Source organism: Nocardioides gansuensis (assembly GCF_003076135.1).
GTDB classification, from domain to species: Bacteria; Actinomycetota; Actinomycetes; order Propionibacteriales; family Nocardioidaceae; genus Nocardioides; species Nocardioides gansuensis.
The window spans coordinates 280,515-293,126 of the sequence record NZ_QDGZ01000005.1 but is presented as its reverse complement, the minus strand read 5'-3'; the positions used below and the strand labels follow the sequence as shown (position 1 = coordinate 293,126).

The following is a 12,612-nucleotide window of genomic DNA, read 5'->3' as shown; positions in this document are numbered from 1 at the left end:
CAGCGACCGGCTCTCGAGCGTCCCCGTGGATCGTCATCGGCTCACCGGCCAGGGCCTGGCCGACGAACGTGGGCACCACCCGACCGTCGTTCCACCCCATGCGCGGACCGAAGGTGTTGAAGATGCGCACGATGGCCGTGTCGACACCACGGCTGAGCCGCCACAGTGGTGGTCGCTGCCTCCGCGAAGCGCTTCGCCTCGTCGTACATCGCCCGCTCCCCCACACAGCTGACGTTGCCGCGGTAGGACTCGGGCTGCGGGTGCACCAGCGGGTCGCCGTAGACCTCCGAGGTGGACGCGAGCACGAACCTGGCGCCCGCCCGCCGGGCCAGCTCCAGGGCGTTGAAGGTGCCGATGATGCCCGCCCGCAGCGTCGCGACGGGGTGCTCGCGGTAGGCGACCGGCGAGGCCGGCGACGCGAGGTGGAAGACCAGGTCCACGTCGTCGGGCACCTCGGCGAGCGTGCCGGTGTCGGCGATGTCGCCACGGACCAGGCTGAAGGCCGGCTGCGTCCGGGCCTGCGCCAGGTTGTCGGAGGACCCGCTCAGGAGGTTGTCGACCGCGATGACCCGGACCCCGGCCCCGAGGAGGCGGTCGCAGAGGTGGGATCCAACGAAGCCGGCACCGCCGGTCACCACGGCCGAGGTCATGACTGTGCAGTACCCGAACGAGCCGCTTCTAGCCGAGGGTGAGGAAGCCCTCCTGCACGAGCCCGGAGACGACCGGCAGGTAGGTCTCGCGCAGGCCGGTCGCGTCCCCGTCGAGCAGGTCGGCGAGGGCGGCGAGGATCTGGCCCACGGTGAGCTCTCCGTCGCACGCGCCGACGAGGGCGGCCTCCACCGTGTCGACCTGCCGCGCCCGGCGGAAGCCGCGCTGCTGGCGGAGCACGATGGTGTCGGGGTCCGCGGCGCCGGGGCGCCCCAGCGTCTCCTGCTGCACATCGGGGCGCACGATGAGCCGGTCGCCGTCGGACACCACGATGTCCAGCGCCCGGCCCCACTCGGCGATCGCCGGACCGATCGGCTGCTCCACGTCGTAGGGCCACTCGAGCAGCTCGTGGACGCCCTTCCCGTCGGTCCGGCGGCGCAGGTTGATCCAGCCGAAGCCGACGCCCTCGATGCCCTGCTCGTCGAACCACGCGAGCCAGGTCTCGTAGCGCCGCAGGTAGTCCTCGCCCGCCTGGCTGCCGGCGTCCTTGAGCCACAGCTCGACGTACGTCGCCGGGTCGACGACCTCGCGCTGCACCACGAGCGCGTCGCAGTCGTCGCGCAGCCACGTCGCCAGCCGCTCGTCCCAGGGGCGGTCCCGCTCGATCACCCAGTTGGCCAGCACCTGGCACCAGCCGCCCTCGGTGAGGTGCTCCGGCGCTGTGCGCACGATGTCCTCGACGACCCGGTCGCCGGGGAGGCCGGAGTCGCGGTAGACCAGGCGCTCCCCGGTGGCCGGCGAGATGACGAACGGCGGGTTGGTGGCGATCAGGTCGAAGAGCTCGCCACGCACCGGCTCGAAGAACGAGCCGTCGCGCACGACCACGTCCACCTGGTTCAGCGCGGCGTTGAGGCGGGTCATCCAGAGGGCTCGGGCGTTGACGTCGGTGGCCACGACCTCTCCGCAGTGGGCCGCCAGGTGCAGGGCCTGCACGCCGCAGCCGGTGCCGAGGTCGAGCGCCCGGCCGACGGGCTCGCGGATCGTGAGCTGCGCCAGGGAGGTGCTGGCCGAGGAGATGCCGAGCACGTGCTCCGCGCCGACCCGGTTGGGGGCGCCGTCGAGCCCGGGCGTGAGGTCGGAGACGACCCAGAAGTCCCGGTCCTCCGTGCTGTAGGGACGGCAGTCGAGCCGCGCCGCCACCTCGCCGACGCTCTGCTCGAGGAGCCCGGCGTTGCACAGCCGGTCGACGAGTCCGGGCAGGGCCCGGTCGGCCTGCTCGCGGGTGACCGGCGTCTGGAGCAGGAAGAGCCGGGTCAGGGTCGAGAGCGGCGAGCCGTCCGTCGTACGCCGCAGGCCGGGCGCCGTCTCGTTGCGCGACAGCGCGCGGTGGGCCGTGTCCCCGAGGAGGTCGGCGACCGAGTCGTAGGTGAAGTCGGCCGCGAGCAGCGCCGCGCGCAGCGGTGCCGTGAAGTCCAGGCTCATGCGCCCATGCTCCCAGCCGGCGCCGGAGTGATGCGCGGCGGGAGGCTGCGGCCTGACCACGCACGACGGCCCGCCGGGCGCATGTCCCGGCGGGCCGACGGGGTCAGGTGGAGCGGCTCAGCCTGCGACCACGCGCTCCGGCTGGTCGTCGCTGATCGCGACCTCGCGCTGCTTGGAGACGTAGACCGCGACGGTGATGATCGCGACCGCGAGCACGGCGATGCCGATGCGGAGCCCGTCGTTCTGGTCCTCGCCGACGCTCATCGAGACGATGGCGCTGGCGATCAGCAGGGAGACCAGGTTCATCACCTTGATCAGCGGGTTGATGGCCGGGCCCGCCGTGTCCTTGAACGGGTCACCCACCGTGTCGCCGATGACCGTGGCGGCGTGGGCGTCGGAGCCCTTGCCGCCGTGGTGGCCGTCCTCGACCAGCTTCTTGGCGTTGTCCCACGCGCCGCCCGCGTTGGCGAGGAAGACGGCCATCAGCGTGCCGGCCCCGATCGCACCGGCGAGGAAGCCGGCGAGCGCTGCGACGCCCAGCCCGAAGCCGACTGCCACCGGCGCCATCACGGCCAGGATGCCCGGCGTGATGAGCTCGCGCAGCGAGTCCTTGGTGACGATGTCGACGACCTTGCCGTACTCCGGCCGGCCCGTGCCCTCCATGATCCCGGGGATCTCGCGGAACTGGCGGCGTACCTCGAAGACCACCGCGCCGGCAGCGCGGCCGACGGCGTTGATCGCGAGTCCGGAGAAGAGGAACACGACCGCCGCGCCCAGCAGCACGCCCACGAGGACGCCGGGGTTGTAGACGAGGAAGTTGAGCGCGGTCTCGTCGTCGGCGCTGAGCGCGCCGGCGTCGCGGACCGCCTCGGCCACCGACGTGGAGTAGGAGCCGAAGAGCGCGGTCGCGGCGAGCACCGCGGTCGCGATCGCGATGCCCTTGGTGATCGCCTTGGTGGTGTTGCCGACGGCGTCGAGCTCGGTGAGGATCTGCGCCCCCTCCTCGCTCACGTCGCCCGACATCTCGGCGATGCCCTGGGCGTTGTCGGAGACCGGGCCGAAGGTGTCCATGGCGACGATCACGCCGACCGTGGTGAGCAGGCCGCAGCCGGCCAGGGCCACCGCGAACAGCGAGACGGTGACGGTGACGCCGCCCAGCAGGAAGGCGCCGAAGACCGCGGTGCCGATCACCAGGGTGGTGTAGACGGCCGACTCGAAGCCCACGCTGAGGCCGGAGAGGATCACCGTGGCGGCGCCGGTGAGCGACGTCTTGCCGACGTCCTTGACCGGCCGGTGCTCGGTGCCGGTGAAGTAGCCGGTGAGCGCCAGGATGCCCGCGGCCATCACGATGCCGATGACGACGGCGGTCGAGGCGATCAGCCGCGGGTCGCCCTCGGCGGTCGCCATGTCGAGGCCCGTGACGTTGTCGAAGCCCGCGAACGACGACGGCAGGTAGATGTAGGACAGGATCACCGACGCGACGGCACCCACGCCGGCCGAGATGTAGAACGCCCGGTTGATCGTCTTCAGGCCGTTCTCGCCCGTGCGGGGCCTGGTGATGAAGACGCCCAGCACAGCGGTCAGGGCGCCGATGGCGGGGATCAGGAGCGGGTAGACGAGGCCGTGGTCACCGAACGCCTGCGAGCCCAGGATCAGCGCCGCGACCAGCGTCACGGCGTACGACTCGAACAGGTCGGCCGCCATGCCGGCGCAGTCGCCGACGTTGTCGCCCACGTTGTCGGCGATGGTCGCCGCGTTGCGCGGGTCGTCCTCGGGGATGTTCTGCTCGACCTTGCCGACGAGGTCGGCGCCGACGTCGGCGGCCTTGGTGAAGATGCCGCCGCCGACTCGCATGAACATCGCGAGCAGCGCGGCGCCGAAGCCGAAGCCCTCGAGCACGTGGGGGGCCTCGTCCTTGTAGAGCAGCACGACGACGCTGGCGCCGAGCAGGCCGAGGCCGACGGTGAGCATGCCGACCATGGCGCCGGTCCGGAACCCGATCGTCATGGCGGGGTTGCGGCCCTCGTCGTTGGCGGCGGCCGCGACGCGCAGGTTGGCGCGCACCGCGAGGCTCATGCCGAGATAGCCCACGGCGGCCGAGAAGCCGGCGCCGAGCAGGAAGAAGATCGAGCGGCCCAGCCGGACCGCCATGTCGTCGGCCGGCAGCGCCAGCAGCACGAAGAACGCGAGGGCCGCGAAGATGGCCAGGGTGCGGAACTGCCGCGTCAGGTAGGCGTTGGCGCCCTCCTGGACGGCCTGCGCGATGGTGCGCATGTTTTCGGTGCCTTCGCCTGCCGCCAGCACCTGCGACCTGAACATCGCCGCCATGCCGAGCGCGGCGAGCGCGATCACGGCGACGATGATGACCAGGGTCAGGTTGCCACCAGCGAGCTCCGGCTTGACGACCACGGTTGCGATCCCCGTCATGTGGGTCCTCCTGGGCTCGGGTCGGGAACGCGGGGGAGTCTACGCAGACGTGATGCCGCTCACGGGGAGGGGTGACGCGCGCCACACAGGTTCCTCGGCGCAGCGACTCGGGTCCTGCGCAGGCGCATGCGGAAGGCCGTGAATGGGTACGACGCGGGCGCGTGGTGGCGGGTCGGCCACCCGGGGATCAACCGGCGGCGGGAGCGACGGAGTCGTGGATGACGAAGACCTTCGCCAGGCCGGTGATGCGGAAGATCTTGAGCAGGCGCTCCTGCGTGCAGATCAGCTCGAGGGAGCCGTCGTGGGCCCGCACCTTCTTGAGGCCACCGACGAGGACGCCGAGGCCCGTGGAGTCGAGGAACTCGACCGCCTCGAGGTCGATCACGATGTGATAGGCGCCGTTGCCGACGAGGTCGGTGATGCAGTCGCGGAGCTTGGGTGCGGTGTAGACGTCGATCTCGCCACCGACCGCCACGACGGCGCGGCCGTCCTCCTCGCGAGTCGCAAGGGTCAGATCCACGATTCTCCCCAAGACGTTGTGGAGGGGGGCGCCAGGCCCCCAACCTGTCGGGCTTATCAAACCACGCCCTGCCCAAGTGTGCAGGCGAGTACCCGTCCTGGGCCAGCCCGGCACTGTCAGTGGCGTTTGCCAGACTGCATGAGTGACCCCCACAGCCGCACCCTCGCACCCCAACGTCGAGGCGCTCGTCGAGCGCCTCGCGGCGGTGCCCGGACGGCAGGGCCGGCTGCGTCACCTCGAGGTGCTGCCGCCCCGCGCGGCGGTGCCGGCCGAGTGGCCGGAGTGGGTCGCGCCCGACGTCCGGGAGGCCTTCGTGCGCGCCGGGGTCGCCGCGCCGTGGCGCCACCAGGCGGCGGCAGCCGACGCCGCGCACGCCGGGCAGCACGTCGTGCTCGCGACCGGCACGGCGTCGGGCAAGTCGCTGGCCTACCAGCTGCCCGCCCTGACCGCGATCCGCCAGAGGCGCGGTCCGCGCGGCGAGCGGGGCGCCGGGGTCCTCTACCTCGCGCCCACCAAGGCACTGGCCCACGACCAGCTGGCCTCGCTGGCGGGGCTGGGCCTCGACGTACGCCTCGCCACCCACGACGGCGACTCCTCGTGGGAGGAGCGTGACTGGACCCGGGACTTCGGCGAATACGTGCTGACCAACCCCGACATGCTCCACCGGTCGCTGCTCCCCTCCCACGCCAGGTGGGCGGCGTTCTTCGCCTCCCTGCGCTACGTCGTGATCGACGAGTGCCACCACTACCGCGGCGTCTTCGGCGCCCACGTCGCCCACGTGCTGCGCCGCCTCCGGCGCGTGTGCGCGGCGTACGGCGCCTCCCCGACGTTCGTGCTCGCCTCCGCGACGGTCGCGGAGCCCGAGGTCGCCGCCCGGCGGCTGACCGGGCTCGACGTGATGGCAGTGACGGCCGACCACTCGCCCCGGGGACGGCTGGCGCTGCTGCTGTGGGAGCCGCCGTTCACCTCCCACGCCGGTGAACACGGGGCTCCGGTGCGGCGGGCGGCCTCGTCGGAGACTGCCGACCTGCTGGCCGACCTGGTCGCGGAGGACGTGCGCACCCTGGCGTTCGTGCGCTCGAGACGCGGTGCGGAGCAGGTCGCGCTCACCGCTGCCGAGCTGCTCGCGGAGGTCGATCCCTCGCTGCCGGGCAAGGTGGCGGCCTACCGGGGCGGCTACCTCCCCGAGGAGCGCCGCGCGCTCGAGGCCTCGCTGCGGGCCGGCGAGCTGACCGGGCTGGCTGCCACCAACGCGCTCGAGCTCGGCATCGACATCAGCGGGCTCGACGCCGTGCTGGTCGCGGGCTTTCCCGGCACCCGGGCCGCGCTCTGGCAGCAGCTGGGCCGCGCCGGCCGGGGAGCGCAGGACGCCCTCGGCATCCTGGTCGCCCGCGACGACCCGCTGGACACCTACCTCGTCACCCACCCCGAGGCGCTGCTCGGCCGCCCGGTCGAGGCCACCGTCTTCGACCCCGGCAATCCCTACGTCCTGGGTCCACACCTGTGCGCGGCAGCCCAGGAGCTGCCGCTCACCGAGGCCGGGCTGGAGCTGTTCGGGCCGACGGCGCGCGAGGTCGTCGACGACCTCACCGCGGCCGGCCTGCTGCGCAAGCGGCCGCGTGGCTGGTTCTGGACCGACCGGCGGCGCGCGAGCGACCTGGCCGACATCCGCTCCGCGGGCGGAGGCCAGGTGCAGCTCGTCGAGTCCGGCACCGGTCGGGTCGTCGGCACGGTCGACGGCGGCAGCGCCCACAGCGCCGCCCACCCCGGAGCCGTCTACGTGCACCGCGGCGAGACCTGGCTCGTGGAGTCGCTCGACCTCGAGGAGCACGTGGCCGTGATGTCGCTGGCCGAGCCTTCCTATTCCACGACCGCCCGCGAGGTGACCGACATCCGGGTCGTCGCCGAGCGGGAGCATGTCCACTGGGGCGGCTGCCGCCTGTCGCTGGGGGACGTCGACGTCTCGCACCAGGTGGTGTCGTTCCTCAAGCGGCGGCAGCCGGGCGGCGAGGTGCTCGGCGAGGAGCCGCTCGACCTGCCGGCCCGGTCGCTGCGCACCACCGCCGTGTGGTGGACCGTGCCGCCCGACCTCCTGGACGAGTCGGGGCTGGCGGCGGCCGACCTGCCCGGGGCGGCCCACGCGGCCGAGCACTGCTCGATCGGGCTGCTCCCGCTCTTCGCGACCTGTGACCGCTGGGACATCGGCGGCGTCTCGACGGCGCTGCACGCCGACACCGGCCAGCTGACGGTCTTCGTGCACGACGGCCACCCCGGCGGCGCCGGATTCGCCGCCCGCGGATACGCCGCGGCGGCGGCCTGGCTGCGCGCGACGCGCGAGGCGATCGCGAGCTGCGAGTGCGAGGCGGGGTGCCCGTCGTGCATCCAGTCGCCCAAGTGCGGCAACCAGAACAACCCGCTCGACAAGCCCGGCGCGGTGGCGCTGCTCGACCTGCTGCTCTCCGGCGCACCCGCGCAGTAGCCTGCGGACATGGTGATTCTCGGACTCCTCCTGATCCTCGCTGGTGCGGCGGCGGTGTGTGCTGCGCTCTTCGTCAGCGAGCCGGGAGTGGGTGGCGAGCTGCTCGGATTCGACGTGACCACGCTGCAGTCGTTCTTCATCGGCGTGGGCGCCGGCGGCGCGATCCTGCTCGGAGTCTCGATCCTCAAGTGGGGCACCAAGCGCGGGCTGGTCGCGCGGCGTGAGCGCAAGAAGCTCACCCGCCTCAACCAGAAGCTCTCCGAGGCGCAGGCCGAGCGCCGCCACGACGACGACGCCCCGCCCTCGCGCGATGAGCACCTCTGAGGCCCCGGTCACGCCGGCCCCGCACGGGCCCTGGCCACGGGATCGACAGCCCGGCCGGCGACACGAGGCCCGCGCGCCCTGACTTCGACCGTCGCCTCTCGTCCGTCGAGGGCACAGCTGACCAGGCTGCCGCCGTTGGCACCGGCGACCTCGGCTGCGGTCGCGCAGCCCGGCCCGCCCTGCTTCAGGGCGGTCGCCGCCGCCAGCGCGGCCAGGTCGGCCGCCGCCTGGGCACGGCGATGGGCCACGACCACGCCGGCGACCGCGGAGAGCGCGAGGCCGACGAAGAGCAGCAGTCCGGTCGCGGCCACCACCAGCAGCGTCGCGGCACCTCGCTCGTCCCTCACTGCCCCTCCTCGAGCGCTGTGGCGGTGGACGAGACCCACACGTCCGGCAGCACGGAGAACAGGCCAGCCGGTGCCCTGACCCGGCTGCGCGTCTCGACGACGACCCGGCCGCCCTCGACACCGACGGAGACCTCGGCACCCGCGGGCGCCACTTGACGGGCGAGGTCGGCCGCGGCGCCGGTGTCGTCGCCCCGGGCGGACGCGCGCGCGGCCTCGCGCGACGCGTCGACCACACGCACCTGGGCGGCTCCGACGGAGAGCAGCCAGACCAGCCCGACGATGACCGACAGCAGCAGCGGCAGCCCGAGGGCCAGCTCCGCGGTCACCGCCCCGCGCTCGTCGCGTCGGGTCATCCGATGCCCAGCAGGGAGAGGACATGGTCGAAGAGGGTGTGCAGCAGCCCGTCGCCGAAGGTCCCTGTGAGCATCTTGTAGAGCAGGCCCGCGAAGCCGGCTCCCGCCGCGGTGCCCACGGCGTACTCCGCGGTCGTGATGCCCCGCTCGTCGTCGCGACGCTGGCTGGGCTGGAGGGTGTGTCGCATCGTGTCTCCTCGTCATCCGGACCGCCCGATGCGGCCGCGTGTGGAGACTCTGCGTCCCGCCACCCCCACCGTGCACCGCCCGGGACGCCGGCCTGTGGACAGCTGCCCCGGAGACGGCACGGTGCACGACATCTGGCCTGTGATCAGGGCCTGATCGCGGCCAGCAGGCCGGCCACGGACGGGACGATGCCGACCAGCAGGAAGGCGGGCAGCAGGCACACGCCCAGCGGGAGAGCCGCCTTGACCCCGACCGCGCGGGCCCGGTCCTCGACCCCCGCCCGCGCCTCCGCATCGAGCTCATCGGCGAGCCGCGCCACCGCGTCGGCGACCGAGGCCCCGGTCGCGGTCGCCCGGGCCAGCGTGCGGCCGAGTGGTGCCAGCGCCGGGTCGCCGGTCAGCCCGGCCCACACCTCGGCGGGCGCGACGCCGAGAGAGAGCCGGGCCACGACCCCTGCGAGCCGGTCAGCGGCCGGCCCGGGCAGGGCGGCGGCGACCGTGCGCACGGCGTCGCCCGGCGGCGCTCCGGCTCGGAGTGTGGCGGCCAGCAGCTCGACCAGGTGGGGCAGGTCCCGGCTGACCGCCTCCCGCTCACGGCGCACGCCAGCCGGCTCCGCGCGGTCGAGCACCAGCCAGGCAGCGGCTGCGGCCGCCAGGCCAGCGGCCACACCGAGGGCGCCGCCGAGGAGGATGTATGCACCGACCCCCGCCAGGCCAGCGGCCGCGACCTGGCGCACCGCCCCGCGGGTCGGCGACGAACCGGTCGCCGGTGCGACGCGGAAAGCCGGCAGGCTCGGCCGAGGCGCGGTCGCAAGGAGCACGGACAGCCCGGCCAGCCCGGCCGCCACCAGGATCATGCGCGCTCCACCCCGTCGGCGAGGGCCTCGATCCACCACAGCCCCAGGCAGCCCAGGGCGAGGCCGGCGGCGAGACAGGCCAGTCCCGCCGGCGTGCCGAGGAGGAACTCCCACGGGCTGCCGCCCGCGCCGGAGCCGAGCAACAGCGCGGCCAGGGGGAGGGCGGCGACCAGCCGGGCCGTCGACCTGGCGGAGGCGAGCTCCGACTCGACCACACGACGCGTCGCGCGGACGGAGCGGATGCGCCCGGCGACGCGGTCGACCGCGGCAGCCAGGCCGTGGCCGGAGTGGTGGGCCACCTGCCACGCTGCGGCCACCAGTCGCAGGTCATCGGCTCCGGGATGGCGGGCGGCGAGGTCGCGCAGGGCATCGGGGACGTCCGAGCCGAGGACGAACGCGTCGGCCACCGGGGCGAGGCCCGGCCACTCGCGCGCGGCGGCGGCCAGGGCCGCCCCGGGCGGCTGGCCGGCGCCGAGCTCGGCCGCGATCAGCTCGCACGCCGACAGCACGTGGCGCGCGGCCTGCTCGCGCTGGCGCCGCTGCTCGAGGCGCGTCCACAGCAGCCGGGCGGCCACCACCACCCCACCAGCGACGCAGCCGAGCGCAAGCAGCCGCAGAGGAACGACACCCGCCGCGGCAACGCCCGAGCACGCGGTCAGGGCGACCCACGGCAGCACGACCAGAGGGCGTCGGCGTGAGGCGCGGGACGTGGCCGCCACGCGCGGCCGAGGTGACCCGGGCATGGCCAGCACCACGGCAACCGCCGCCAGGACGGCGGCATGCAGCGCGCTCATGGCCCACGTCCGTCGCCGGGCGAGAGCAGGGCCGCCAGAGCCGGGGCGCCGGGACCCCGGCGTACGGCACCGTCGGCGAAGGACACCGCCGTCACCATCTCCACGAGGCCGTCCGGCCGGCGCTGCGGCACCGCCAGCTGGGCGACGACCCGCCGCCCGTCGCGGCCGCGCCTGAGGTGGACCACGACGTCGAGGGCGGCCGAGAGCTGGCTGTGGGCGGCCTCCCGTCCGAGTCCGGCCGCGAGCGCGAGGGCCTCGACGCGGGCCGGCACGTCGGCAGCGGAGTTGGCGTGGAGGGTCCCGCACCCGCCGGCGTGGCCGGTGTTGAGCGCCGCCAGCATCTCGACGACCTCCGCGCCGCGGACCTCCCCCACGACGAGTCGGTCCGGGCGCATCCGCAGGGCCTGGCGCACGAGGGTGCGCAGGGTGAGCTCGCCGGCACCCTCGAGGTTGGGCGGGCGGGCCTCGAGGCCCACCACGTGTGGGTGCTCGGGCCGCAGCTCGCTGGCGTCTTCGACCATCACAAGCCGCTCGCGCGCGTCGACCAGCGACAGCAGGGCCGCCAGCAGCGTCGTCTTGCCCGTGCCCGTGCCGCCGCTGACCAGGAAGGCCAGCCGCGCCTCCACGACTGCCCGCAGCAGCTCGGCCCCCTCCTCGGGGACGGCACCGCCTGCGACCAGGTCGGCCAGCGTGAAGCCCGCGGCCCGCGGCACGCGCAGCGAGATCACCGTGCCGGGCCGGGCTGTCGGCGCCAGCACGGCGTGGAAACGCGTGCCGTCGGGCAGCCGCACGTCGGCGTGCGGCGTGGCGTCGTCGAGGCGACGGCCCCCGGTCGCCGCCAGCCGCTGCGCCAGCCGGCGCACCGCGGCGTCGTCGGCGAACCGCACGTCGGTCAGCTCCAGGCCGTCGCCGCGGTCGAGCCACACCTCGTCGGCGCCGTTGACGAGTACGTCGGTCACGCCGGGCTGCCGCAGCAGCGGCTCCAGCGGGCCGGCCCCCAGCACGTCGCGCCGCAGCGCCTCGTGCACCGCGAGCACGGTGGCGTCACCGACTGGACGCCCGGTCGCGCGGAGCGCCGACGCGACCCGGTGAGGGGTGAGCTCACCGCCCTCCCGCGCCAGCACCTCGCGGACCTCGTCGAGGACGGCCGAGGAGACGGTCACGCGACCACGTCCAGCAGCTCGGCGGCGGCGCGGGCCAGCCGTGCGCGGCGCGACCGGACCGGCCCGAGCCCCAGGTCGACGGCCTCGGCAAGGCCGCGCTGGTCGGGCACCTCGGCGACCACCGGCGCCCCCGCGGCCGCCGCGAAGTCGGCGGCCCGCACCCCACCACGGCGTAGCGCGATGCGACAGGGCGCCTGCGCGCCCAGGCCGGCGAGGAGCCGCGCAGTGGAGGCTGCCGCGGCCACCGTGGCCGGCGCCACCACCACGACCACCTGACACCGGGCCGCCAGCTCGTCGCGCAGGGGGCCGTGCCGTGGCAGGTCGACGACCACGAGGTCGTGGCCGCGCACACCCGCGGACACGACCGACCGGACCACCCCGGGGTCGAGCGAGCTGTCCCGGCCGAAGGCGAGCACGCCGAGGTCACCGAGACGGGGCACGGCCTCCCGCAGGGCGCGGGCGCCGAGCCGGCCCGACGTGCCGGCCAGGTCGCCCCACCGCACCCCGTCGGCTGCGTCGAGGCCGAGCATCGTGTCCTGGCCCGGGCCCAGCGGGTCGGCGTCCACCAGCATGGTCGGGCCGCTCCGGGCGCCGACCTGGGCCAGCGCGCACGCGAGGGTGGTCGCGCCGGCACCCCCGCAGCCGCCGACCACACCGAGCAGCCTGCCGACCCGCTCGCCCTCCCCCACGTCGGTGAGCAGGCCGACCAGCCACTCGGCCGAGCCGGGCAGCTCGGTGACGGTCTCCGCGCCGACGGCCAGGGCGGACCGGAAGGCGTCGCAGCCGGACCACCCGACGACGTGCACCCCGGCGCGCCGGGGCGGCGCGGCGAGGGCGACCTCGTCGACCACGTCGGCGCCCAGCAGCACGAGCGGCGCGGCCGACCACACCGGCAGCACGGCCGTGGGCTCGTCGAGCACGGACGGTCGCACGCCGGCGGCAGCAGCCAGCCGGCCGAGCTCGTCGAGCAGGGCCTGGTCGCGAGTGAGCAGGAGCGGAGTCATGGACGCGAGGCTGCCCCGGCCCGCCGACG

General features: G+C 74.7%; 13 protein-coding genes. 2 read left to right on the top strand and 11 right to left on the bottom strand.

Annotated elements, in window-relative coordinates; all coding sequences use genetic code 11:
• Positions 1-41: 41 nt before the first annotated feature.
• The 4 genes from DDE18_RS23675 to DDE18_RS13225 form a co-directional block, all read right to left on the bottom strand.
• A complete protein-coding gene (locus DDE18_RS23675) occupies positions 42-650 on the bottom strand; it encodes an NAD-dependent epimerase/dehydratase family protein (RefSeq protein WP_245916671.1) in 609 nt (202 codons plus the stop codon).
• A gap of 28 nt (positions 651-678) precedes the next feature.
• Positions 679-2,130, bottom strand: coding sequence for a DUF7059 domain-containing protein (locus DDE18_RS13235; RefSeq protein WP_116572729.1), 1,452 nt, complete (start codon positions 2,128-2,130; stop codon positions 679-681).
• A 117-nt stretch (positions 2,131-2,247) separates the two neighbouring features.
• Entirely contained in the window at positions 2,248-4,557 is a 2,310-nt protein-coding gene (locus tag DDE18_RS13230) for a sodium-translocating pyrophosphatase (RefSeq protein WP_116572728.1), read from the bottom strand.
• Positions 4,558-4,744: 187 nt separating this feature from the next.
• Complete coding sequence (locus DDE18_RS13225) at positions 4,745-5,077, bottom strand: anti-sigma factor antagonist (protein ID WP_116572727.1); 333 nt, start codon at positions 5,075-5,077, stop codon at positions 4,745-4,747.
• Positions 5,078-5,219: 142 nt separating this feature from the next.
• On the opposite strand from DDE18_RS13225, the gene DDE18_RS13220 reads away from it, so the two are divergent.
• Both DDE18_RS13220 and DDE18_RS13215 read left to right on the top strand, forming a co-directional pair.
• Positions 5,220-7,556: a DEAD/DEAH box helicase gene (locus DDE18_RS13220; protein ID WP_116572726.1), complete on the top strand. Its 2,337-nt coding sequence runs from the start codon at positions 5,220-5,222 to the stop codon at positions 7,554-7,556.
• A 9-nt stretch (positions 7,557-7,565) separates the two neighbouring features.
• Positions 7,566-7,880 (top strand): hypothetical protein, encoded by a 315-nt coding sequence (locus tag DDE18_RS13215; RefSeq protein ID WP_116572725.1) that lies wholly within the window; start codon positions 7,566-7,568, stop codon positions 7,878-7,880.
• 8 nt (positions 7,881-7,888) lie between these two features.
• Here DDE18_RS13215 and DDE18_RS23370 read toward each other — a convergent pair whose 3' ends face one another.
• The 7 genes from DDE18_RS23370 to ssd form a co-directional block, all read right to left on the bottom strand.
• The gene (locus DDE18_RS23370) at positions 7,889-8,227 is read right to left on the bottom strand and encodes an Rv3654c family TadE-like protein (protein WP_211754539.1); all 339 of its coding nucleotides are present in this window, start codon (positions 8,225-8,227) and stop codon (positions 7,889-7,891) included.
• Positions 8,224-8,580, bottom strand: coding sequence for a TadE family type IV pilus minor pilin (locus DDE18_RS23365; protein WP_211754538.1), 357 nt, complete (start codon positions 8,578-8,580; stop codon positions 8,224-8,226). Before DDE18_RS23365 ends, DDE18_RS23370 begins: the two co-directional genes overlap by 4 nt.
• A complete protein-coding gene (locus DDE18_RS13205; protein ID WP_116572723.1) occupies positions 8,577-8,768 on the bottom strand; it encodes a DUF4244 domain-containing protein in 192 nt (63 codons plus the stop codon). The genes DDE18_RS23365 and DDE18_RS13205 overlap by 4 nt, the downstream gene beginning before the upstream one ends.
• A 143-nt stretch (positions 8,769-8,911) precedes the next feature.
• Positions 8,912-9,622 carry a type II secretion system F family protein gene (locus tag DDE18_RS13200; RefSeq protein ID WP_116572722.1) on the bottom strand — a complete coding sequence of 237 codons (711 nt, stop codon included), beginning with the start codon at positions 9,620-9,622 and terminating at the stop codon, positions 8,912-8,914.
• Positions 9,619-10,416, bottom strand: a complete 798-nt coding sequence (locus DDE18_RS13195) for a type II secretion system F family protein (protein WP_116572721.1) — start codon at positions 10,414-10,416, stop codon at positions 9,619-9,621. Before DDE18_RS13195 ends, DDE18_RS13200 begins: the two co-directional genes overlap by 4 nt.
• On the bottom strand, positions 10,413-11,579 hold the full coding sequence (locus DDE18_RS13190) for a TadA family conjugal transfer-associated ATPase (RefSeq protein WP_116572720.1): 1,167 nt from the start codon (positions 11,577-11,579) through the stop codon (positions 10,413-10,415). Before DDE18_RS13190 ends, DDE18_RS13195 begins: the two co-directional genes overlap by 4 nt.
• The gene (gene ssd / locus DDE18_RS13185) at positions 11,576-12,583 is read right to left on the bottom strand and encodes a septum site-determining protein Ssd (protein WP_116572719.1); all 1,008 of its coding nucleotides are present in this window, start codon (positions 12,581-12,583) and stop codon (positions 11,576-11,578) included. Before ssd ends, DDE18_RS13190 begins: the two co-directional genes overlap by 4 nt.
• Between the last annotated feature and the right edge of the window lie 29 nt (positions 12,584-12,612).

Excerpts from the sequence above, each read along its gene's own strand:
- DDE18_RS13195 (WP_116572721.1), bottom strand. The coding sequence starts at position 10,416 with ATGAGCGCGCTGCATGCCGCCGTCCTGGCGGCGGTTGCCGTGGTGCTG.
- DDE18_RS13205 (WP_116572723.1), bottom strand. The coding sequence starts at position 8,768 with ATGCGACACACCCTCCAGCCCAGCCAGCGTCGCGACGACGAGCGGGGC.
- DDE18_RS23365 (WP_211754538.1), bottom strand. The coding sequence starts at position 8,580 with ATGACCCGACGCGACGAGCGCGGGGCGGTGACCGCGGAGCTGGCCCTC.
- DDE18_RS13215 (WP_116572725.1), top strand. The coding sequence starts at position 7,566 with ATGGTGATTCTCGGACTCCTCCTGATCCTCGCTGGTGCGGCGGCGGTG.
- DDE18_RS13200 (WP_116572722.1), bottom strand. The coding sequence starts at position 9,622 with ATGATCCTGGTGGCGGCCGGGCTGGCCGGGCTGTCCGTGCTCCTTGCG.
- DDE18_RS13235 (WP_116572729.1), bottom strand. The coding sequence starts at position 2,130 with ATGAGCCTGGACTTCACGGCACCGCTGCGCGCGGCGCTGCTCGCGGCC.
- DDE18_RS13230 (WP_116572728.1), bottom strand. The coding sequence starts at position 4,557 with ATGACGGGGATCGCAACCGTGGTCGTCAAGCCGGAGCTCGCTGGTGGC.
- DDE18_RS23675 (WP_245916671.1), bottom strand. The coding sequence starts at position 650 with ATGACCTCGGCCGTGGTGACCGGCGGTGCCGGCTTCGTTGGATCCCAC.
- ssd (WP_116572719.1), bottom strand. The coding sequence starts at position 12,583 with ATGACTCCGCTCCTGCTCACTCGCGACCAGGCCCTGCTCGACGAGCTC.